Consider the following 22589-nt stretch of genomic DNA (forward strand, 5'->3'; position numbering starts at 1 on the left):
CCGTCGGGGCTCTTTCAGCGAAGGTGTGACGTGTCGTTGACCAACCGGACCGAGGCTCCCCCGTCGGGATAGAACTCGGTGATACTCAGCGACGCCAGATCCAGATGCAACCGATACAGCAACGACGGCCCGGCATCGAGGGCCAGCTGCACCAAAGTCTTGATCGGGGTGACGTGAGAGACGACCAACAGCGTCGCGCCGCCGTAGGTCGAGATCAGGTCGTCACGCGCGGCGACGACTCGTTCGCGTACCTCGTCGAAACTCTCGCCGCCCGGTGGACGCACCGAAGTGTCCGAGAGCCATTCGCGATGCAGGTCCGGGTCACGCTCGGCTGCCTCGCGGAACGTGAGTCCGTCCCAGTCGCCGAAATCGGTTTCGATCAAACCCTTGTGCTCGACGACGGGTAAACCGAGCACGCGGGCCGATGCCTCTGCCGTCTCACGGGTTCTGCCGAGGGGTGAGCAGACGATGGCGTCGATACCGCCTCGGTTCCCGAAGCGTCCGGCTGCGCCGGCAGCCTGCGCGCGGCCCAGTTCCGTGAGCTCCGGATTCCCGCGTCCGGAGTACCGGCGATCGACCGACATCGCTGTCTGTCCGTGACGTAGCAACAACATTCGTGTCGGCTTGCCGGTGGTGGCGATCCATCCCGGAGAGCCGGCGATCTGCGGCTCCGACGTCTCTTCGGACGGCGCGGCAGGTGCAGCAGGTGCGGGGGCCGAAGGTGCGACTGGGCCGGTTTCGATGCCGGCAGCCGCGTCCATCGCCTCGTTGGCAAGACGATCGGCATGAGAGTTCTCGCCGCGAGGAATCCACGTGTAGGTCACTCGCGAGAACTGCGTCGCCAGCTCGGCAGCGCGCCGCTGCAGCGGAATCATGTCCGGGTGCTTGACCTTCCAGCGCCCGGACATCTGCTCGACGACCAACTTGGAATCCATGCGGACGTCGACCTTCGACGCGCCGAGTTCACCGGCAGCGGTCAACCCGGCGATCAGTCCGCGGTACTCGGCGACGTTGTTGGTCGCGATACCGATGCTTTCCTTGCGTTCGGCCAACACCGAGCGCGAGGCGTCGAACACCACCGCTCCGTAGCCGGCCGGACCGGGATTGCCCCGCGATCCACCGTCGGCCTCGACGATGACCTGCGTGGGAGTCACAGACCGGACTCCTTGGTACGCACCATGATTGCATTGCACTCTGGGCAACGAACTACGACGTCGGCCGGTGTCGCGGCGATTCGGGAGATCTCGCCGCGGTCGATCTCGATCCGGCAAGCGCCGCATCGGCGTGCCTGCAGAAGCGCCGCGCCCGGTCCGCCCAGGGTGCGCTGCTTCTCGTAGACAGCAAGGAAATCGGCGGGGAATTCACCGACGAGTCGTTCACGATCGGCGGCGCAACGCTCCTGCGCCTTGTCCAGATCAGCGACGGCATCGTCGCGGCGACGCTTGGCGTCGATCAGCTCTTCTTCGGCCTGGGACAGCTGGGCACCGGCGTGATCGTGATCGGCCTGCAACGCCTCACGCTGCTCCATCACTTCGAGCAACTCGTCTTCGAGGAGCCCCTGACGCCGGACCAGGCTGCCGAGTTCGTGTTCGAGTTCGGTGAGCTGCTTCGCCCCGACCGACCCGCTCTGCAAGAGTGTGCGGTCACGATCCTCGCGCTGACGAACCGCGTCGACCTCGCCTTCGAGCTTGCGAATGTCGCGATCGATGTCGTCGATCTGGATTTCGACGGCTACGGACGCGTCTTTACGGCTGATTCGCTCGGCCTCGAGACGTTCGACTTCCTGCTGCTCGGGAAGCGCTCCGCGTCGGTGGGTGATCCGAGTGAGCTCAGCATCCACCCCGGCGAGGTCGAGAAGCTTGGATTGCACCTGTGGTTCGACGTTCACGCTGTATAACTCCTGCTGTAAGTCCGATGTCGGCAGTGCTCGCGAAGGACGGCTCTCGAAGAACTGCTCTTGAATTGTTCGTGCAACCGTACCTTGCAGAGCGCTGCACTAATGCGCACTCAAACACCACGGATCGGTGCGAATTGTCGAAACCCGGCTTTCCCACTCCGGATTGTCGGCAAACGCGGCGTCGAGCACCGATTTCGCCTGTGCGCACCACGGGTATTCACTCGCCCAGTGCGCGACGTCGACCAGAGCCGGGCCACCGGCGCGTAGATGCTCGTCCGCGGGATGATGCCGCAGGTCCGCAGTGACGTAGACGTCGGCGCCCAGTGCCGCCACCACGTCGAGATACGAGTCGCCGGAACCGCCGCACACCGCCACGGTACGAACGGTCGCGTCTGAATCTCCGGCCGCGCGAACACCCCACTCGGTCGAGGGCAGTGAGCGCGCCACTCGCGCGGTGAATTCCCGCAAGGTTTCGGGGTGGTCGAGCTCACCCAACCGCCCCAGTCCGAGTGAACTGGGGAACGCTGCGAGTTCGAAGACATCGAAGGCCGGTTCCTCGTACGGATGGGAGGCACGCAATGCGCCCAGCACTGCGCTTCGCTTTCCGCGAGGGGCAATCACCTCCACACGATTCTCGCGAACCTGCTCCACAGCGCCGACGGTCCCGATCGTCGGATTCGCTCCGTCGGCGGGCAGGAACTGACCCGTACCGGTGACGGTCCAACTGCACTGGCTGTAGTCACCGATCCGCCCAGCCCCGGCCTCGAAAAGTGCATCTTGCACGGCCGATGCATTCTCCACCGGAACCATGACGACCCACTTGTCGAGCGGCTGCGTCGGCTTGGGTTCGATCGGGCGCAGCACGGTCAGGCCCAGAGCCTGCGCCAACGCGTCGGACACTCCGGGGTCGGCCGAGTCCGCATTGGTGTGCGCCGAGAACAGCGCGCACCCCGCCTTGATGAGCTTGTGAACCAACGCACCTTTGGGTGTGTGAGCACCGACGGTGTCCACCCCACGCAGCAGAAGTGGATGGTGAACGACCAGAAGGTCGGCACCGGAGGCGATGGCGTCGTCGACCACTGCCTCGGTCGGATCCACCGCGAAAACCACTCTCGTCACAGCGTCGGCCGGATCGCCGCAGACCAGGCCGACCGAGTCCCACGATTCCGCCAGGGCCGGCGGATACGCGGATTCCAGCACGGCTATGACGTCCGCAAGGGTTGGGCCACTCACAAGATCTCCTTCATCGCTTCGATCAGTACCGAGACCTGCTCGGCTGGACGGACGGCAACGCGCAACTGATCGGGCCCGAGTCCGGGAAAGGTGTCGCACCGGCGGACGGCGATACCGCGGGCACGCAGGTGCTCTCGCATCGAGGCGCCGTCGCGGACGTCGATGAGCACGAACGGCCCCGCAGCGGGTTCGTGCACGGCAATCCCGATCTCGGTCAGTCGCCGGGACATGTCTTGGCGGTCTGCGGCAATCGCGTCGGCTTTGATCCTCGACTGCTCGACGGCGAACGGTTCGCAGCACGCCGTGATGGCCTCGATCTGCAGACTGCCCAATGGCCAGTGGGCTCGGCCGTGACTGAGTCGAGCCAGAAGATCGGGAGAGCCGATCGCGTATCCACACCGCAATCCGGCGAGCGCCCACGTCTTGGTCAGGCTCCGAAGGACCAGTACATCCGCCGACTCGACACCGGCGATGCTCTCCGTTTCGCCGGGGACCGCGTCGCCGAAGGCCTCGTCCACCACCAGGATCCGGCCCGGCTGACGCAATGCCAACACATCGGCCTTGGGGTGAAGCACGGACGTCGGGTTGGTCGGATTGCCCAGAACGACAAGGTCCGCGGATTCGGGTACCTGCGCGGTCCGAAGCTCGAAAGGAGGCTCCAGAATCACTTGAGTCACCGGCACACCGGCCTCTCGCAGTGCCAGTTCCGGCTCGGTGAACGACGGATGGATCAGCGCTGCCGAACGAGCGCCCAGGCGCGGCAGCATCGCGAATCCCTCGGCACCGCCCGAGAGCAACAACACCTCTTCGGGCCGGCGCCCGTGCCGCTGCGCGACCGTTTCGCGAGCCTTCAGTTCCGCTGCGGCCGACGGGTACGAACCAAGCGTCGCCAGCCCTGCGGCCAGCCGATCCCGCAACCACTTCGGCGGGCCGGAGCCTTGAACGTTGACGGCAAAATCGAGTAACCCGGGCTCCGCTTCGACATCGCCGTGATGTCGCAAGCTCTCCAGGTCAACCGTTCCGGTACTCACCCGGTCAGCCTACGGTCGAGCACCGTGCGCGGACATCACCCCTGCCGTCCGGGACAATGAGTGCCGTGACGACACCACCGCTCGACCGCTTTCCCGTAGTTCTGTTCGATCTGGACGGCACCATCACCGATTCCGCTCCCGGCATTCACGGCGGCTTCCGACACGCGTTGGCAACTGTCGGCCATCCGGAGCCGACGGAAGCGATGTTGGCATCGGTGATCGGCCCGCCGATGGTCGATACCTTCAGGTCACTCGGTATGGCCCCGGCGGACGTGGATCGGGCGATCGCCGCGTACATCGAGCGTTACGACGCGACCGGGTGGCAGGAGAACTCGGTGTACGAAGGCATGGACGTCGTCCTGGGTAAGGCTCGCGCGAGCGGCACCCGACTGGCCGTCGCCACCTCCAAGTCGGAGCGATTCGCCATTCGAATCCTCGAGCATTTCGGCCTGGCCGAGCACTTCGAGTTCATCGGCGGCGCGAGTGACGACGGAACTCGTCGGGCGAAACCCGATGTGATCGCGCATTCGCTGACCTCACTCGGGATCACTCCCGTCCTCGCATCCGACGGCGGAACCCCCGACGTTCTCATGATCGGCGACCGTGATCACGACGTGCTCGGCGCCGCGAAGTACGGCATCCCCACCGTCGTCGTCGAATGGGGCTACGGTTCCGCCGAGGAAGCGCGGCAAGCGTTTCGCTCCGTATCGTCGGCATCCGAACTGGGAGGACTTCTCGATGGCCGCCACTGAACCACTCCACGTGACTGAACCACTTCATGTGACGTTTGTGTGCACCGGCAATATCTGCCGGTCACCGATGGCCGAAAAGATCTTGCTCGCGCATCTGGACCGTGAAGGCCTCGCCGACCGAGTCCGTGTCAGCAGTGCAGGTACCGAGGGGTTTCACACCGGTAGCGAGGCCGACGAGCGGACCAACGTCGTGCTCCGAGCGGCCGGATATCCGACGGGCCACAGTGCCGCGCAGGTCAATGCAGATCATCTCGCGGCCGATCTGGTCGTCGCCCTCGACACCGGCCATGAACGTGAGCTTGCTCATCTCGGCGTGCCAACCGAGCGTCGGCGCCTACTGCGATCGTTCGACCCCGAGGCTGACGGAGAATCGGTTCCGGACCCGTACTACGGGGATCAGGAGGACTTCGAACTGGTGCGAGACCAGATCGAAGCAGCCATTCCCGACATACTCGACTGGATCCGCGAGCGGGCCTGAACCCGGAGCAAAATTCACTCCCGTTCGGGCAACGGATACCGTGGACGTGTGCGAAGACTGAAATTCCTGTTGCGGCCCGGTTGGTTGGTACTGGCAGCTGTGGTCGGGCTCTTCGCCTACCTGTGCTTCACCGTGCTCGCCCCATGGCAACTCGGCAAGAACACAAAGACCGAGCACCGCAATGATCTGATCTCGAACTCGATCAACGCGGAGACCGTGCCGATCGGTGACGTCATCGCCGATTCGACGATCGCACCGGACGACGAATGGCGAAACATCACCGCGGCAGGCACCTATCTGCCTGACGCCGACATCCTCGTTCGACTGCAGTCCATCGAGGGCGCACCGTCGTACGAGATCCTGACGCCTTTCCTTCTCGACGACGGCCGCACGATCCTCGTCAATCGCGGATACGTTCGGCCGATCAACGGCGCCGAGGCACCGCCCATCGCCGCGCCGCCGACCGATCCGGTCACTCTCAACGGTCGCGTGCGTCTGTCGGAAGGCACCGCGCCCGGCCGAGTTCCGATGTTCGAGGACGGCGCGAAACAGGTCTACTCGATCGACGCACAACCTATCGGCGAGTTCATCGGAACGGACCTGATCGACGCGTACATCCAACTCGAACCCGACCAGCCCGGCGGCCTGGGGACGATCCCTCTCCCCCAACTCGATGCAGGCCCCTATCTCTCGTACGGGTTCCAATGGCTGGCGTTCGGCATCATGGCGCCGCTCGGACTGGCCTACTTCATTCGCGCGGAGTGGCGCGAACGTCGCAAGGAGAAGGCAGCTCAAGCAGCTGTCGACGGCTTCGCAGCCGACGACGCCGCTACCGAGACGACCCCGGAAGCGCCGGTATCCGCGCCTGCCGCACCCCCCGCCGAACCGACTCGTACCTTCAGCCGTCGCAAGAAGCCGGAGCCGGAATCAGTGCCGCTGACGGCGCAGGAAGCCAAACTTGCCGATCGATACGGCAATACCCGCTGAAATACCCGCTGACACCACAACTGCACTGATCTGCACCGCCGACGAAAGCCTCGCCGCGCGGCGCAGATCGTTCGGCGTCGGCACAGGCCCGCGGCCGAGGACGGGACGCATCTCCACCCCGTGCGCGTACTCGGTCCGACCACCCAACGAAATGCCCAACGCCCCTGCCGCCGACGCTTCCGCGACGCCCGCATTGGGGCTTGGATGAGCCGCTGCGTCGCGTTTCCACGCTGCCAGTGATTCCTGAACCGAGCCGCCCACCACCGGTGCACACGCAGCCGTCAGCGCACCGGTCAGCCGAGCGGGGACGATGTTGACCAGGTCGTCGAACCTCGCCGCAGCCCACCCGAATCTGAGGTATTTCTCGGAGCGGTAGCCGATCATCGCGTCGAGTGTGTTGGCAGCGCGGTAGACGAACAGACCCGGCACGCCCACAATTGCACCCCAGAACATTGCACCGACGCTTGCATCCGAGGTGTTTTCGGCGACCGACTCCAGCGCTGCACGCGTGAGGCCCTCCTCGCCCAGCACCGATGGATCGCGTCCACAGAGTGAAGGAAGTAGCTCACGCGCTTTCGTCAGGTCGCGATCGACCTGTGACGCCTCCAATCGAGCGGCCATATCGATGCCGGTGCGTGCAAGCGACGTCCCGCCGAGCACGGCCCAGGTAGCTATCGCCGTCGTACCCGTGACGGCCACCCAACCGGCCCGGCGCGACGCTGCTTCGGCTGCGAGCCCAAGTCCAGCGGTGCCGGCCAAGAGCACAGCGACATGAAGTGTTCCGGCCGCTCGCGAGTCCCGGTAGGACATCTTCTGCAGCGCGATAGCCGCGGTTCCGAAGCCGGCAACCGGATGGAACCGCCCCGGATCGGCGAATGCCCGATCCGCGACGAAGCCGAGGAGAAGCCCGGCAGCTCGCGCATTGAATCGAGATTGGGACGAACGAACCGAAATCTGCACGAGCGTAGTTGTAGCAGCGACGCTCGTTCTCTGGCCAACCGTCACGTGTCTGCACGAGCCGATCTCTACCCGTCCCAGTCGATCGTCAGGTAGATCAAGCGGTGCATTCGGTTGATTTCCCAGACACGGGCAATCCCGGTCGCCAGTGCGTCGCTCTGGGAACGAACCCGGATCGTCTGCCCCGCGAACAACGCAACACTGAGACTGGGCATCTCGGCGATGTGTATGTGCGGACGGGTGGGATGCACGCGCGTCGGGTCGACGGCTACTTCGATCACAGAACTGGACATGCGTCCAGAATGGCGTATTGCGGACAATTCGTTGCCGAAAATGAAAAAACCCCGATCTGCGTCGACGCAGATCGGGGCTTGAATTCTTCGGTGGGCGCGGAGGGTTTCGAACCCCCGACCGCTGGTGTGTAAAACCAGAGCTCTACCACTGAGCTACACGCCCGAACTCCCGGTGAGACCCTCACCGGGAGTGCTCTAAGACTCTAGCGCGGCAAGCGCATTTGCCCAAAGTCCGTGGTCACGGGCTTCTCCGGGGCCGTTCATCTCGGCAAAACGAATGATTCCGTCTTTGTCGATGACAAAGGTGCCACGATTCGCGAAGCCCAACTTGTCGTTGAACACCTCGTACTTCTGAGCGACCTCACCGTGCGGCCAGAAGTCCGACAGCAAGGGAAATGTGTATCCCTGCTCGGCCGACCAGATCTTGTGAGTCGGCGAAGCACCGACAGAAATCGCGAGAATGGCGGTGTCGTCGTTCTCGAACTTCGGAAGCTCGTCACGGACCTTGCAGAGTTCCCCCTGACAAGTCCCGGTGAAGGCCAACGGATAGAAGACCAGCAGAACGTTCTTCTTACCGCGGAAATCTGCGAGCGAAACTTCCTGGTTGTTCTGGTCCTTCAAGGTGAAATCCGGTGCCTGGGCACCAACTTCGAGAGGCATGTGCGATTCCTTGGGAAAGTGCGGAAAGGACCGGGTCAGCGCTTGTTGGCCGGACGAGCCTTCGGCTGAACCAGTCGACTTCCCGACCAGTCACCGAGGTTGGCTGCCGATGTCTGCGTCAGGCCGGCAGTCGGCGCCGATTCGGCGATCTCGCTGGGCTCGACGTGTCCGTCGAGACCGGTCTTGGGAGTGAGAACCCACACGAAGCCTTCGTCGGCGAGGGGCCCGATGGCATCCATGAGGGCGTCCACCAGGTCACCGTCCTCGTCGCGCCACCACAGCAGCACGACGTCGATGACCTCGTCGGAATCCTCGTCGAGCATTTCCCCGCCGATGGTTTCCTCAACCGCGGCACGAATGCCGTCGTCGGTATCCTCATCCCAGCCCAGTTCCTGCACCACCATGTCAGTGGTAATCCCGAGTTTCTGAGCGTAGTTCTGGGCATCCGCCGCGGCGACCACGGTGGGGTCCTCCTTTTGTTGATGGTGTGTGGCGACCCCGCACACCTACCGTTTGACGATCAATTAGGGAAAGCGAACATGGTCTGAGGCGTTAGCGCAAGCCGACCACGCCGAAAACTTTCACCAAAGATCGTCTTCTGACACACGGCGAACCTTACGCCTGCGGATTACCGCAGGTCACAGGGATCCACATTCATCGAAGATCGACTTACGAATCGAATTGCTCGTATCGCTGATCGAATTGATTTCATCGGCCGAATGATCACTCTCGATCACGACAGCAGATGAACGTAGGTTCGCGGCCAATTCGGCGAACAGTCCGGAAAGTTGCGTCGGAAGTTCACTCGAGACCGAGTCGAACCACGAGGCCGTCTCCCTTGCCGAGGAAGCAGCAGCGCTTGCTTCGGCTCTCAGGTCGGTCTCACCATGATTTCCGGCGTCGACGTAGGCATTGAACGCGACCACGTCGTTTTTCGATCGGGAGACCGCTTCCTCACAGATCGCGAACGCCGCCTCTGCCGCATCTGCCGCCGCTTTCGACGAGGATGCGGCGGCCATCGAAATACTCACCTCGGATTGGTATGCAGCCACGTGCGCTTCATTGGGTACTGCCGATCCGGTCACCGCCGCCGAACATCCCACGATCACCGACAGTCCCACTGCGATCGATCCGACCGAGACCCACGCCCCGACCCTGCCGTAATTGATTTCTTTGTTTATTTTTTCCCACCCCTTCATACGTTCCGATCGATCCCCCAAGCCTGTGACTACGGGGAACCATCACACCCCTGCGTCACGCCGAAAAACGCTACCCGAGAGTAACCAGAGGCGAGGTGTGCCGGACCGACCGGGATGGTGAAAGATGAGGTACGCGCCATATTCACGATGGAAGTGCGTCGGACCTAACAAGGCCTCGATCACCTATGTAAGGACGCCCCACCACGCGTCCCCAAACCAATGAGGAGCACACGTTGTCTGACCTGATCCAGGGTCCCGCGTCCGGGCAGAACGCCGATTCCGGCGCCGCCGGCGAGTCGGGTTCGCCCGCGTCGAATACGCCGGGGGGAACCGACGGTCGCGTTCGCGTCATTCGCGAAGGTGTTGCGTCGTACCTGCCGGACATCGATCCGGACGAGACCACCGAATGGCTCGAATCATTCGACGGACTTCTGGATCGATCCGGACCCACGCGTGCCCGCTACCTCATGCTCCGCATGCTCGAACGCGCCGGCGAGAAGCACGTCGCACTCCCCGCGCTCACTTCGACCGACTACGTCAACACGATTCCGACCGAAAACGAGCCGTGGTTCCCCGGTGACGAAGAGGTCGAGCGCCGCTATCGCGCCTGGATCCGTTGGAACGCCGCGATCATGGTCCACCGCGCTCAGCGACCGGGCGTCGGCGTCGGCGGTCACATCTCCACCTACGCATCCTCGGCAGCGTTGTACGAGGTCGGCTTCAACCACTTCTTCCGCGGCAAGGACCACCCGGGCGGTGGCGACCACATCTTCATCCAGGGTCACGCCTCCCCCGGCATCTACGCACGCGCCTTCCTCGAGGGCCGCATCCCCGCGGAACAGCTCGACGGATTCCGCCAGGAGAAGTCCCACGCCGACTTCGGCGGCGCACTGCCGTCCTACCCGCACCCACGGCTGCTTCCCGACTTCTGGGAGTTCCCGACGGTCTCGATGGGCCTCGGCCCGATGAACGCCATCTACCAGGCCCGGTTCAACCACTACCTCAACGACCGCGGCATCAAGGACACCACCGATCAGCACGTGTGGGCGTTCCTCGGCGACGGCGAAATGGACGAGCCCGAGTCACGCGGCCTCGCTCACGTCGCGGCAACCGAAGGCCTCGACAACCTCACGTTCGTCGTGAACTGCAACCTCCAACGCCTCGACGGCCCGGTCCGCGGCAACGGAAAGATCATCCAGGAACTGGAATCGTTCTTCCGCGGTGCCGGCTGGAACGTCATCAAGGTCGTCTGGGGTCGCGAGTGGGATGCGCTGCTGCACGCCGATCGCGACGGCGCACTGGTCAACCTGATGAACGTGACGCCGGACGGTGACTACCAGACGTACAAGGCCAACGACGGCGCGTTCGTACGCGATCACTTCTTCGGACGTGACCCCCGCACCAAGGAACTGGTCAAGGACCTCACAGACCAGGAAATCTGGAACCTCAAGCGCGGTGGCCACGACTACCGCAAGGTCCACGCCGCCTACGCAGCGGCCATGGCACACAAGGGCCAGCCGACGGTCATCCTGGCGCACACCATCAAGGGCTACACCCTCGGTAAGCACTTCGAGGGCCGCAACGCCACGCACCAGATGAAGAAGCTGACGCTGGACGATCTCAAGGCGTTCCGCGACATGCAGCACATCCCGATCTCGGATGCCGAGCTCGAGAAGGATCCGTACCTGCCTCCGTACTACCACCCGGGCGCGGACGCTCCCGAGATCAAGTACATGCTCGACCGTCGTAAAGCACTCGGCGGGTTCCTGCCTTCCCGCAACACCGATGCGGCGCCGCTCAAGCTCCCCGAGGACAAGACGTACGACGTCATCCGCAAGGGTTCGGGCAAGCAGGAAGTCGCCACCACCATGGCGATCGTGCGCATCCTCAAGGAACTGTTGCGCGACAAGGAAATCGGCAAGCGCATCGTGCCGATCATCCCGGACGAGGCTCGCACGTTCGGTATGGACTCGTGGTTCCCGTCGCTGAAGATCTACAACCGCAACGGGCAGCTCTACACCTCCGTCGACGCCGAACTCATGCTCGCCTACAAGGAGAGCCCGATCGGCCAGATCCTGCACGAGGGCATCAACGAGGCCGGTTCGACGGCTTCGTTCACCGCAGTCGGCACGTCGTACGCCACCCACGGTGAACCGATGATTCCGCTGTACATCTTCTACTCGATGTTCGGTTTCCAGCGCACCGGCGACGGCCTGTGGGCGGCTGCCGACCAGATGGCTCGGGGATTCGTTCTCGGCGCCACCGCCGGTCGTACAACTCTGACCGGTGAAGGTCTCCAGCACGCCGACGGACACTCGCTGCTCCTGGCATCCACCAACCCCGCAGCTGTCACGTACGACGCCGCGTTCTCGTACGAGTTGGCGCACATCGTCAAGGACGGCTTGCGCCGCATGTACGGCGGCACCGAGGGCGTCGACGGTTTCGGTGGCGAGAACATCTTCTACTACCTGACCATCTACAACGAGCCGTACGTTCAGCCGGCGGAGCCCGAAGGTCTCGACGTCGAGGGCTTGCTCAAGGGCATCTACCTCTACAAGACGTCCGAAGCATCGGGCCCGAAGGCACAGATCCTCGTCTCCGGTGTCGCGATGCCCGAGGGGCTGCGCGCGCAGAAGCTGCTTGCCGACGAATGGGGCGTCTCGGCCGACGTCTGGTCGGTCACGTCCTGGGGTGAGCTGCGCCGCGAAGGCGTCGAGTGCGAACGTCAGGCGCTGCTCAATCCGTCCGAGGATGCTCCGGTTCCCTTCGTCACCACGGCGTTGTCCTCGGCCCAAGGCCCCGTCGTCGCGGCTTCGGACTGGATGCGGGCGGTCTCGGATCAAATCCGTCAGTGGGTTCCCGGCGACTACACCACGCTCGGCACGGACGGGTTCGGGTTCTCCGACACCCGCACTGCAGCGCGTCGCTACTTCAACGTCGATGCCGAGTCCATCGTCGTTGCCGTGCTGATCGGTTTGGCGAAGGAAGGATCGATCGAGCGGTCGAAGGCCGTCGAAGCAGCGAGCCGATACCGCATCGACGACGTGAATGCTGCTCCCGAGCAGACCGGGGACACCGGTAGCGCCTAAGTCGTAGGGCAACAGTCCCAGCGATCGAAAACAGACCTGCGCCCATCGCCGCGGGTGTCATCTCGACATCCGCTGCGGCGATGGGCGTAGGTTTTTCTCATGCCCGAACCTGATCCCGAGAAACCCGAAGAGGGCGTACGCCGCACTCGACCACAGTCGTCCGGGTTGCAGGCTGTACTCGCCCGCCGTCGTCAGGTTCGCGATCCACTTCCAGAAGCCTTGCTCCGCCGCGTCAAACAGTTCTCCGGCCGGCTCTCCACCGAGGCCGTGACCGTGATGGAGGAGCAGCTTCCGTTCTTCGACAGTCTCGACGCTTCGCAACGCGCCGACGTTCAACTGTTGGTGCAGACGTCGGTGGTGAATTTCCTGGAATGGCTGCGGCAACTCGACTCGGAGATCAGCTTCGGATACGAGTCGTTTCCGGTCATCCCTCAGGATCTTGCTCGACAGCTCACGCTGCGCCAGACCGTCGACATGGTCCGGGTGGCGATGGAGTTCTTCGAGAAATGGCTGCCGGCTCTCGCCCGCAACGATCAGCAGCTGATCGCGCTGACAGAAGCCGTCCTGCGCTACGGGCGTGAACTCGGTTTCGCAGCAGCGACGGTGTACGCAAGCGCTGCCGAGTCGCGGGGTGCCCTGGACACGCGACTGGAAGCGCTCGTCGTCGACGCCGTCGTGCAGGGAGACACCGGCTCGGACATGCTCTCTCGCGCCGCCACCTTGAACTGGGATGCCACGGCTCCGGCCACCGTCATCGTCGGGTCTCCCCCGCCGGACGAGCGGGTCTCGGTTGCCGGCACCGTCCACGCGACTGCCGCCGCGCACGGGCGCGCTGTTCTCGCCGTGGTGCAGGGTCCGCGACTGGTGATGATCGTCAGCGGCGAGCTGAGCAGTAAGACGGAAGGCAGCCAATTCCTTCAAGACCTGCTCATGAGTTTCGCCGACGAGCCGGTGGTGATCGGCCCGACGACACCCTCGTTGAGCGCAGCGCACTTCAGTGCGTCCGAAGCTCTGGCGGGAATCAAGGCTGTTGCCGGGTGGCGCGGCGCACCTCGTCCCGTTTTCGCGACTGAACTGCTCCCGGAACGGGCACTACTGGGAGACGCCGCTGCCGTGAAGGCTCTTCGCGATTTCCTCGTCGCACCTTTAGCTGAATCCGGCACAGTCTTGACCGATACTTTAGACAGTTATCTCGACTGTGGAGGTGCGGTTGAGACTTGTGCACGTCTTCTGTTTGTTCATCCAAATACCGTTCGGTACCGCTTGAAGCGAATCGCGGAAGTTACCGGCCGGGATCCAACGAATCCACGCGACGCGTATGTACTACGGATCGCCGCTACCGTGGGCCGATTGACACAAATCGATCTCAAATCGAACAATTCGGTTACTTCAGTCACATCTTTAACATCCGGACAAACAAACCTGTAACCCCTGAGCGTCCAATTTCGATGGCCGAGCGCGACGTGGGATTTTGTGGGAATCCTACAAAACACTTCGCCAGAGTTCATCGCGACCGACATCTCGCAGGTCGCTCGCGGCGGTGTTCTCTTAATAAGTGATTTCGTTGCTCGCCCCGGGACAGGGCTCTCAGACACCCGGCATGCTCAGCCCCTGGCTGGCACTGCCCGGAGCACAAGACCGCCTCGAAGTGTGGTCGAAGGCAGCCGGCCTGGACCTCGTCCGACTCGGCACGACCGCGACCGCCGAAGAAATCACCGACACCTCGGTAACCCAGCCCCTCGTCGTTGCCGCTGCTCTGCTGGCATACGAGGAAATCGAATCACGTGGGCTCCTCGGCGCCGACGTCATCGCTGCCGGCCATTCGGTGGGTGAGCTTGCCGCTGCTGCGGTCGCCGGTGTTATCTCCGCTGACGACGCGGTCGCGCTTGCCGCCCTCCGTGGCGCCGAGATGGCCAAGGCTTGTGCGCTCGAGCCCACGGGCATGTCAGCCGTTCTCGGTGGAGACGAAGCCGAAGTGCTCGCACGAATCGAAGAACTCGGGCTGGAAGCAGCCAACCGCAATGCGGCCGGCCAGATCGTGGCGGCCGGACTGCTCACCGCGCTCGAAGAACTCGCAGCAAACGCACCCGAAAAGGCCCGAGTCCGCGCACTACCCGTCGCCGGAGCTTTCCACACCCGCTTCATGGCGCCGGCGCAGGACGCCGTCGCAGCTGCTGCCGCCAAGATCACCCCTTCCGATCCGACGCGCACGCTGCTTTCCAACTCGGATGGCGCACCCGTCTCCTCGGGCGCCGACGCCCTCACCAAGCTTGCCGCGCAGGTAACCCGCCCCGTTCGTTGGGACCTCTGCTCCGCGTCGTTGCGGACAGCAGAAGTCAGCGCGATCGTGGAACTCCCGCCGGCCGGAACCCTCGTCGGAATTGCCAAGCGTGAAATGCGTGGCACACCGACGGTGGCCCTCAAGAACCCGGAGGATATCTCCGCACTGTCCGAGCTGACCTAGCTCGGACGCCCACCCGGCCGATCAGCCCGAACGGCGGCCGGACGTTTCACCCCACCTCAATCGATCAAGAAGGGAGCCACACCAGTGGCCCACACTCAGGAAGAAATCATCGCGGAACTCGGCCAGATCGTGGAGGAGGTCACCGGTATCGAGCCTTCCGAGGTCACCGTTGACAAGTCCTTCGTGGACGACCTCGATATCGACTCCCTGTCCATGGTCGAGATCGCCGTTCAGACCGAAGACAAGTACGGCGTGAAGGTCCCCGACGAGGATCTTGCAGGTCTGCGCACCGTCGGCGACATCGTCGCGTACATCCAGAAGCTCGAAGCCGAAGGCGCCGAAGCCAAGAACGCAGAGTGAGCCGACCGTGACTTCCGCTTCTACCCGCAAAGGGAAATTCCCCGACATCGTCGTCACGAGCCTCGCGACGTCGACCTCGGTGGCTGGTGATGTGGATGGCACGTGGAAGGCGCTCCTCGCCGGCGAAAGCGGCATCGGAATCCTCGATGACCCGTTCATCGACGAGTTCGACCTTCCCATTCGCATCGGCGGGCACCTGAAGGTTTCACCGGACGAGGGCTTGTCCCGCGTCGAAATTCGACGGATGAGCTGGGTGGAACGCCTTGCCCTCACGTTGAGTCGCACGGTCTGGAGCAACGCCGGCAGCCCTGAAGTCGATCAGGACCGCCTGGCCGTTGTCATCGGCACCGGACTCGGCGGCGGCGACACGCTCATCGACGCCGTCGACAAGCTCCGTGGCGGCGGATACCGCAAGGTGTCCCCGTTCTCGGTGCAGATGGTCATGCCCAACGGACCGGCCGCAACGGTCGGACTCGAACTCGGGGCCCGCGGTGGCGTCATCACTCCGGTGTCGGCATGTTCATCAGGTTCCGAGGCAATTGCTCACGCTCACCGCATGCTTGTCATGGGTGACGCGGACATGGTTGTGGCTGGTGGAGTCGAGAGCTTCATCGACGCCGTTCCGATCGCGAGCTTCGCCATGATGCGTGCGATGAGCACCAACAACGACAATCCGGCCGCAGCTTCACGTCCTTTCGACAAGGACCGCGACGGATTTGTCTTCGGCGAAGCCGGCGCCCTGATGATCCTCGAAACCGAGGAGCACGCCAAGGCACGCGGGGCAACGATTCACGCCCGCCTGCTTGGTTCCGGAATCACTTCGGACGGGTACCACATCGTGGCACCGCATCCGGAAGGCCTGGGCGCGGCGCGAGCCATGACCCGAGCAATCGAGATGGCCGGACTGACGAAGTCCGACATCAAGCACATCAACGCCCACGCCACTGCGACGCCGATCGGTGACATCGCAGAGGCAAAGGCAATCAACGCAGCGGTCGGCAATCACGCTGCGGTGTACGGCCCGAAATCCGCGCTGGGACACTCGATCGGCGCTGTCGGCGCCCTCGAATCAGTCCTCACGGTTCTGGCAGTGCGTGACGGGATCATCCCGCCCACGCTCAACGTTGACAGCCAGGATCCAGAAATCGATCTCGATGTCGTCAAGGGTGAACCCCGAACCGGCTCTTTCGATTTCGCACTGAACAACTCGTTCGGTTTCGGTGGGCACAATGTCGCGCTCGCCTTCGGTCGGGCCTAGCCCGAACCGCGGTTTGCACCTGTCCGCGGGTGTCGTTGCAACACAACGTCACCCGCGGACAACACCGACCTTTCGTTCCACCCAAGGCTCGTACTGAAGGAGGACGCGATGACCATCCTGGCCCCCGTGACAAAGTCCGAATCATCGACAGACCCGCGCGATCCTCTTGCGCGCCTGGAAAATCTGTTCGACCCCGGCACAACAGTGCCGCTCCACGCCCGTGACAAGTCCGGTGTGCTCGCCGCGTCCGGAAACATCGACGGCGTCCGCACCATCGCATACTGCTCCGACGCCACTGTCATGGGTGGCGCCATGGGCGTCGACGGTTGCAAACACCTCGTCAAAGCCATCGATACCGCTATCGAGGAAGAGTCCCCCATCGTGGGCCTCTGGCACTCCGGTGGCGCGCGTCTGGCTGAAGGCGTCGAGGCGCTCCACGCCGTCGGACTGGTCTTCGAGGCCATGGTCCGCGCGTCGGGTCTCATACCTCAAATTTCCGTCGTGCTCGGCTTTGCCGCTGGCGGAGCAGCGTATGGTCCAGCCCTCACCGATGTCGTGATCATGGCGCCGGAAGGCCGAGTGTTCGTCACCGGGCCAGACGTAGTTCGTAGTGTCACCGGCGAACAGGTCGACATGGTGTCACTCGGCGGTCCGGACACACACACCAAGAAGTCGGGTGTCGCGCACATCGCCGCACACGACGAGGCCGACGCATTGCACCGCGCGCGCCGCCTGGTCTCGATGATGTGCGAGCAGGGCGAATTCGATCAGCGGGCAGCGGAACTCGGCGACAGCGATCTGCGCGCCATGATGCCTGCCTCCGCGAAACGCGCGTACGACGTTCGTCCGATCGTTCACGAAATGCTCGACAACGTCGAAGGCGAGTCGAGTTTCGAAGAACTGCAAGGCAATTACGCTCGGAGCATCGTCACCGGTTTCGGCCGGATGGCCGGACGCACCGTTGGCGTCATTGCGAACAACCCACTGCGACTCGGGGGGTGCCTGAACTCCGAAAGTGCAGAGAAGGCCGCTCGATTCGTGCGACTGTGCAACGCATTCGGCGTGCCGCTCGTGGTCGTCGTCGATGTTCCCGGGTATTTGCCGGGCGTCTCGATGGAGTGGGAAGGCGTTGTCCGACGCGGAGCGAAGTTACTTCACGCCTTCGCCGAGGCAACGGTCCCCCGCGTCACCGTCGTCACTCGAAAGATCTACGGCGGCGCCTACATCGCGATGAACTCGCGAGCACTGGGAGCCACGGCCGTATTCGCTTGGCCCAACTCCGAAGTAGCCGTGATGGGTGCGAAGGCTGCTGTCGGCATCCTGCACAAGCGGGCCCTCGCAGCTGCACCGGACGACGAGCGTGAAGCATTGCACGACCGACTCGCTGCCGAGCACGAGGCAATCGCGGGCGGCGTCGACCGCGCGGTCGAAATCGGCGTCGTCGACGAGGAAATCGACCCGGCGAAGACTCGCAGCATCGTGACCGCTGCCCTCGCGTCTGCACCATCTGTCCGCGCGCGGCACAAGAACATTCCGCTCTGACAACCCTGGACAGCAAGGTGGGCCTCGCCGATACGGCGGGGCCCACCTTTGTCATTCAAGTCTTTGTCGTTCAAGCCGCGAGAGCACTCCGGGTTCAGGATGGACCTCGGTCAGCTGACACGCCTTCGCAGCCATGTCACTTCGGCACCTTCGCCTGAACTCCGGAAGGGTTCGAGTTCCTCGTCCCACGGTGTACCTATCGCCCGATCGATTTCCGCGGCGATGTCTCCACCGGAATTCATGATGGACCGCAGTTTCATCTCCCCTACGACGACATCACCGTTCGCACTGGTGGATCCGCGCCACAGGCCCAGACCGGGCACATGGCTGTACCGTTCGCCGTCGACGCCGTGACTCGGGTCCTCGGTGACCTCGAACCGCAACATCGGCCACGCGCGTAGCGAGTCGACCAGGCGGGCACAGGTTCCGACGGGACCCGTCCAGTCCGTCGTCGCACGCAGAAGCCCGTCGTAGGCAGGCTGTGAGGTCCATCTGAGCTTGGCAGGGCTGTCCAACGTGGCGGACAAAGCCCAATCCACGTGCGGGCACAGCGCCGCGGGCGACGAGTGGATGTAAACCACACCAGTCGTCACGTCCGCGAATTGATTCATTTCGCGCACTCGAGCCTCCTGCTTCGACGAGGGACGTCTTCCCCAACGACCTCTGTCGAGTTCGTGCAGCACGCTCGATTGAACAGTGTGCCTTGTGTTACCCGTGTTGCGCCAGTGGAAGGAGAGAAATTTGTGCTCTACCGCGAAACTTCACCGACCACGCCATCCGACAATTCGGTCCACAAAGGCTTGGCCCAATCACCGAAATCGCGATCGGTAAGCACGACGCACGCAGTATCGATCGTGGGATCGACCCACAGGAACGTCCCGGACTGGCCGAAATGACCGAAGGTAGCGGCCGAGTTCTCGAGACCCGTCCAATGCGGACGCTTGTCGCCCCGAATTTCGAATCCGAGCCCCCAGTCGTTGGGGCGCTGAGAGCCGTAACCCGGAAGAATTCCGTTGAGCCCCGGGAACTGCACAGTTGTCGCCTCTGCGAACGTCTGCGCCGAGACCAGAGTCGGCGAGAGCAGTTCAGCCGCGAACTTGGCCAAGTCGTCTGCCGATGCCTGCGCACCGTGACCGGCCGGACCGACAAGAGCCGCGCTGGTCATCGCCAACGGCGCGAACACCGCCTCGGCCAGATAGTCGGCAAATTCGATCTCGGTCTCCCGGGAAACCAACTCGGCAAGCACCTCGAACCCCGCACTCGAGTAGATCCGCTTCGACGCCACCGGCGCCTGAACAACACGTTCGGCGAATGCCAATCCCGAAGCATGCGCGAGGAGATGACGAACGGTCGACCCCTCAGGCCCGGCCGGCCCATCCAACTCGACCGCCCCCTCCTCCACTGCCACGAGAATCGCGTAGGCGCACAACAGTTTTGTCACCGAAGCCAGGGGGAAAACATGCGCCTGGTCGCCACTGAAACCACGAATGCGGTCGCCCTCACCGGGATTCTTCCCGGAGAGGACGACCGCTGCCGCATTGTCGACCGGCCACTGCTGGATTACGTCGAGACTGTGAGTACTGGGCACCCGATCAGACTACTGGCACAAGAGTTGCGCTTCCGATCACCAGTCAGCTTCGGTGTAGCGGATGACGCCGCGGATGTTCTTGCCATCCAACATGTCCTGGTAGCCGTCGTTCACGCCTTCGAGCGTGTAGGTCCGAGTCACCATGTCGTCGAGGTTCAGCTTGCCTGCCTTGTACATCGCGAGGAGGTTCGGCACGTCCTGGCGAGCGTTGCCACCGCCGAAAATGTTGCCCTGAAGGTCCTTCTGAAGCATCGCCATCAGGAACAGGTTCAGCTTCACATCCATGTCCGTCAGGTGCCCCATTGCGGTGACGACACAACGGCCGGCCTTTGCCGTCAGAATCATCGCTTCTTCGACGTACTCACCCCTCATTTCGCCGACGGTGATGATCGTCTTCTGTGCCATGCGGCCATACGTGGCGTCGATGATCGGCTGAATGGCAGCGGCAGCGCTTTCGAAAGCGTGCGTTGCGCCGAACTTCAGAGCCTGCTCACGCTTCCACGGCACGGGGTCGATGGCAAAGATGTACCGGGCGCCCGATGCAACTGCACCCTGTAGCGCACTGATACCGACGCCGCCGACACCCATGATCACAACGTCTTCGCCGGGCTTCACATCGGCGATGTGGGTTGCCGATCCCCAACCGGTCGGAACGCCGCAACCGACGAGTGCGGCAACCTCGAACGGAATGTCCTTGTCGATCTTCACCACTGACGACTGGTTCACGACCATGTAGGGCGAGAACGTCCCTAGCAGGCACATCGGGATCACGTTTTCGCCGCGAGCCTGGATCCGGTAAGTGCCGTCACTGATGGCCTGGCCGCTGAGGAGGCCCATCCCGAGGTCACACAGGTTCTGATGACCGGCCGAACACGCCGGACAGGTTCCACAAGCCGGAATGAAGGACAGAACGACGTGGTCGCCGACCTCCAGACCCTTGACCTCCGGGCCGAGCTTGGTGATGACGCCCGAACCCTCGTGCCCACCCATGACGGGGAACGACGGCATCGGGGTCGCGCCGGTGACGATGTGGTGATCGGAGTGGCACATTCCGGCCGCTTCCATGCGAATCTGAACTTCGCCGGCTACCGGCTCACCGATCTCGATCTCCTCGACGGACCACTTTTCATTGAGGCCCCACAGGATTGCACCCTTGGTCTTCACGTCACTTCACCCTTTCATTCGCACACCCGCATCTATCTCTGTGACCATAGCCACAAATCTGCGAAATTGGAACGTGTTCTAACGAAAGATTTTGCACTGCAGGTCAGACGTCCAAATGACCTGGCACAACCGGCGCGGCAACAACGGAATAATGACCCACTGAGTGGGACAGGCCACACGGGCACCCGAAAGTAGAGCCGCCCCGAAAGCACGCAACCATTCGACTCCACCCCCCACCAATCGGTCGGACACAGAGCAGCGGGTCTGAAACAGACCTGGGCATGTTCTGGTGCATCTGAGGTTCGTCCTCAGGTTTTGAAGGTGGTGTTCGCCGGCCGCGGTTGCTGGCCGGGGTCGATCGAGGGTGGTGGGATGAACCAGGGTTTGTTGTCGACACCGATCCGAATCGCCCACTTCCCGACGAACCCTGATTTCCGGTGCATCAACCGGTGGTGCGAACGGCACAGCAGGACAAGGTTGTTCATCACCGTCGGGCCACCGTTGGCCCAGTGCCGGATATGGTGCGCATCCGTCCAGGCAGGCACACATGAACACCCCGGGAACGCGCAGCCCCTGTCTCGGGCGATCAACGCCACTCGCTGTTCGGGGGTGACCAATCGTTTTCCGGGTTTCGCATCGAGCGGTGCGCCGTGATCGTCGAGCAGAACCGTGGACAGGAAACAATCACACCCGAGAAGCCTGGTCTGCGACACCGACAGCGGTCCGAGCCAGGGCATGTGCCCGACATCGAGATCCGATACAGCCATTCCGTCATCAGCAGTGGAGGGTGTCGCGGCGCAGTCCCGATGCTCAGCGAGATCCCCAGCGTTGATGTGCACGTTCACGTGCGGGCGTTGACCACCGTCTGTGCCTGTTTTGGCGCAGTCCAGGTAACGGCGGATCAGTTCGGTGAACCCGTCCGCAGTGCGTTTCGCCGCCGACCGAGAATCCGGGGTTCCATCCGGAGCGGGGGTCGGCATCGTCAGATTCGACAACGCCGACAACAACATTTCACCGGCCAGGGCGTCGAAATCCCCACGCACCACCACCCGACCATTGAGCGTCGACGCGATCCGCAACTCGTTGAGATCGACATCCTCGGCGGGCGGAATCTCATCCGACTCGAACAACCGCTCCAACGTCGCGATCACGTTCCGCACCTTCGTCGTCGTCGCCTCCACACCCGACGCAGCAGCGAGCAACAAATCGATGCACTTCGGGAGCGCCTCCTCCGGCATCCCCTTCGGTGGTGATTCACAGAACGCCACGATCAACACGGCATGATCGAAGGAGCAATCCCCACAACCGAACCGAGCCGCCACACCCGGAAGCGGCCGCAAAGCCGCGCCCAACGCGGCGATCTTCTTCCCGTCCCGAACCTGCAACATCGTGTTCGCCGCCAACCAGGACCCCACACCGCGGCTCGCAATCACCTGATCATCCGGGCGCAACGAGAGTTCGTCGACCACCGCAACACGAACGGCTTCCAGGCGCAGAATCTCCGCACTCGCCTCGACAGCAGCAGCGCGCAACTCCGCAGCAGTCAACCGCCACAGACGTCCACGTAACCCCACCGCAGAACCAGACACCACATCCGACAACAAGACACTCATTGAATCCCCCGATCCCCTCCCCAT

22 protein-coding genes and 1 tRNA gene are annotated in these 22589 nt (G+C 63.3%); 9 read left to right on the top strand and 14 right to left on the bottom strand.

The genetic code is table 11. The annotated features are described in order from the left end of the window. Positions 1-14: 14 nt before the first annotated feature. The 4 genes from BH682_RS17245 to cobC all read right to left on the bottom strand — a co-directional run bounded on the left by BH682_RS17245 (position 15) and on the right by cobC (position 4161). Entirely contained in the window at positions 15-1154 is a 1140-nt protein-coding gene (locus tag BH682_RS17245) for a bifunctional RNase H/acid phosphatase (protein WP_042445757.1), read from the bottom strand. Further along, the gene (locus BH682_RS17250) at positions 1151-1888 is read right to left on the bottom strand and encodes a zinc ribbon domain-containing protein (protein WP_019748955.1); all 738 of its coding nucleotides are present in this window, start codon (positions 1886-1888) and stop codon (positions 1151-1153) included. The genes BH682_RS17245 and BH682_RS17250 overlap by 4 nt, the downstream gene beginning before the upstream one ends. A 108-nt stretch (positions 1889-1996) precedes the next feature. After that, complete coding sequence (locus BH682_RS17255; protein ID WP_075833471.1) at positions 1997-3130, bottom strand: Nif3-like dinuclear metal center hexameric protein; 1134 nt, start codon at positions 3128-3130, stop codon at positions 1997-1999. After that, positions 3127-4161, bottom strand: coding sequence for an Rv2231c family pyridoxal phosphate-dependent protein CobC (gene cobC, locus BH682_RS17260; RefSeq protein ID WP_075833472.1), 1035 nt, complete (start codon positions 4159-4161; stop codon positions 3127-3129). Before cobC ends, BH682_RS17255 begins: the two co-directional genes overlap by 4 nt. A gap of 56 nt (positions 4162-4217) precedes the next feature. On the opposite strand from cobC, the gene BH682_RS17265 reads away from it, so the two are divergent. The 3 genes from BH682_RS17265 to BH682_RS17275 are packed head-to-tail and all read left to right on the top strand — an operon-like array spanning position 4218 to position 6378. Further along, positions 4218-4913 carry an HAD hydrolase-like protein gene (locus BH682_RS17265; protein ID WP_042445748.1) on the top strand — a complete coding sequence of 232 codons (696 nt, stop codon included), beginning with the start codon at positions 4218-4220 and terminating at the stop codon, positions 4911-4913. Beyond that, the gene (locus BH682_RS17270; RefSeq protein ID WP_007735468.1) at positions 4900-5391 is read left to right on the top strand and encodes a low molecular weight protein-tyrosine-phosphatase; all 492 of its coding nucleotides are present in this window, start codon (positions 4900-4902) and stop codon (positions 5389-5391) included. The genes BH682_RS17265 and BH682_RS17270 overlap by 14 nt, the downstream gene beginning before the upstream one ends. Before the next feature lie 48 nt (positions 5392-5439). Continuing rightward, on the top strand, positions 5440-6378 hold the full coding sequence (locus BH682_RS17275; RefSeq protein WP_042445745.1) for an SURF1 family cytochrome oxidase biogenesis protein: 939 nt from the start codon (positions 5440-5442) through the stop codon (positions 6376-6378). Here the strand turns inward: BH682_RS17275 and BH682_RS17280 are convergent. From BH682_RS17280 to BH682_RS17305, 6 genes are all read right to left on the bottom strand, one after another. After that, a complete protein-coding gene (locus BH682_RS17280) occupies positions 6319-7338 on the bottom strand; it encodes a cobalamin biosynthesis protein (RefSeq protein ID WP_075835342.1) in 1020 nt (339 codons plus the stop codon). The two genes, BH682_RS17275 and BH682_RS17280, sit on opposite strands and share 60 nt — an antisense overlap. 65 nt (positions 7339-7403) lie before the next feature. After that, the gene (locus tag BH682_RS17285; RefSeq protein ID WP_050656439.1) at positions 7404-7628 is read right to left on the bottom strand and encodes a hypothetical protein; all 225 of its coding nucleotides are present in this window, start codon (positions 7626-7628) and stop codon (positions 7404-7406) included. Positions 7629-7719: 91 nt separating this feature from the next. Continuing rightward, positions 7720-7791 (bottom strand) — tRNA-Val (locus BH682_RS17290). A 32-nt stretch (positions 7792-7823) separates the two neighbouring features. Continuing rightward, positions 7824-8288, bottom strand: a complete 465-nt coding sequence (locus tag BH682_RS17295; protein WP_003941619.1) for a peroxiredoxin — start codon at positions 8286-8288, stop codon at positions 7824-7826. A gap of 35 nt (positions 8289-8323) precedes the next feature. Further along, positions 8324-8749, bottom strand: a complete 426-nt coding sequence (locus BH682_RS17300; RefSeq protein ID WP_003941575.1) for a DUF3052 domain-containing protein — start codon at positions 8747-8749, stop codon at positions 8324-8326. Positions 8750-8926: 177 nt separating this feature from the next. Beyond that, the gene (locus tag BH682_RS17305; protein WP_223304496.1) at positions 8927-9340 is read right to left on the bottom strand and encodes a hypothetical protein; all 414 of its coding nucleotides are present in this window, start codon (positions 9338-9340) and stop codon (positions 8927-8929) included. Between the two features lie 380 nt (positions 9341-9720). On the opposite strand from BH682_RS17305, the gene aceE reads away from it, so the two are divergent. From aceE to BH682_RS17340, 6 genes are all read left to right on the top strand, one after another. After that, positions 9721-12576 (top strand): pyruvate dehydrogenase (acetyl-transferring), homodimeric type, encoded by a 2856-nt coding sequence (gene aceE, locus BH682_RS17315; RefSeq protein WP_042445740.1) that lies wholly within the window; start codon positions 9721-9723, stop codon positions 12574-12576. Positions 12577-12675: 99 nt separating this feature from the next. Then, a complete protein-coding gene (locus BH682_RS17320) occupies positions 12676-14004 on the top strand; it encodes a PucR family transcriptional regulator (protein WP_003941635.1) in 1329 nt (442 codons plus the stop codon). 127 nt (positions 14005-14131) lie between these two features. Next, a complete protein-coding gene (locus tag BH682_RS17325) occupies positions 14132-15040 on the top strand; it encodes an ACP S-malonyltransferase (RefSeq protein WP_064689135.1) in 909 nt (302 codons plus the stop codon). Positions 15041-15124: 84 nt separating this feature from the next. Further along, the gene (gene acpM, locus BH682_RS17330; RefSeq protein ID WP_003941649.1) at positions 15125-15400 is read left to right on the top strand and encodes a meromycolate extension acyl carrier protein AcpM; all 276 of its coding nucleotides are present in this window, start codon (positions 15125-15127) and stop codon (positions 15398-15400) included. A gap of 7 nt (positions 15401-15407) precedes the next feature. Continuing rightward, positions 15408-16658: a KasA/KasB family beta-ketoacyl-ACP synthase gene (locus BH682_RS17335; protein WP_003941591.1), complete on the top strand. Its 1251-nt coding sequence runs from the start codon at positions 15408-15410 to the stop codon at positions 16656-16658. Positions 16659-16766: 108 nt separating this feature from the next. Further along, complete coding sequence (locus BH682_RS17340) at positions 16767-18200, top strand: acyl-CoA carboxylase subunit beta (protein WP_003941597.1); 1434 nt, start codon at positions 16767-16769, stop codon at positions 18198-18200. A gap of 110 nt (positions 18201-18310) precedes the next feature. Here BH682_RS17340 and BH682_RS17345 read toward each other — a convergent pair whose 3' ends face one another. The 4 genes from BH682_RS17345 to BH682_RS17360 all read right to left on the bottom strand — a co-directional run bounded on the left by BH682_RS17345 (position 18311) and on the right by BH682_RS17360 (position 22565). Beyond that, complete coding sequence (locus tag BH682_RS17345) at positions 18311-18820, bottom strand: DUF3145 domain-containing protein (protein ID WP_042445731.1); 510 nt, start codon at positions 18818-18820, stop codon at positions 18311-18313. Positions 18821-18948: 128 nt separating this feature from the next. Next, positions 18949-19788 carry a serine hydrolase domain-containing protein gene (locus BH682_RS17350; RefSeq protein ID WP_007735479.1) on the bottom strand — a complete coding sequence of 280 codons (840 nt, stop codon included), beginning with the start codon at positions 19786-19788 and terminating at the stop codon, positions 18949-18951. A 36-nt stretch (positions 19789-19824) separates the two neighbouring features. Continuing rightward, complete coding sequence (locus BH682_RS17355; RefSeq protein WP_007735481.1) at positions 19825-20952, bottom strand: NDMA-dependent alcohol dehydrogenase; 1128 nt, start codon at positions 20950-20952, stop codon at positions 19825-19827. A 308-nt stretch (positions 20953-21260) separates the two neighbouring features. Further along, positions 21261-22565 (bottom strand): HNH endonuclease signature motif containing protein, encoded by a 1305-nt coding sequence (locus BH682_RS17360; protein ID WP_075833474.1) that lies wholly within the window; start codon positions 22563-22565, stop codon positions 21261-21263. Positions 22566-22589 lie beyond the last annotated feature (24 nt).

The sequence above is a fragment of the Rhodococcus sp. YL-1 genome, from assembly GCF_001942025.1.
GTDB classification, from domain to species: domain Bacteria; phylum Actinomycetota; class Actinomycetes; order Mycobacteriales; family Mycobacteriaceae; genus Rhodococcus_F; species Rhodococcus_F qingshengii.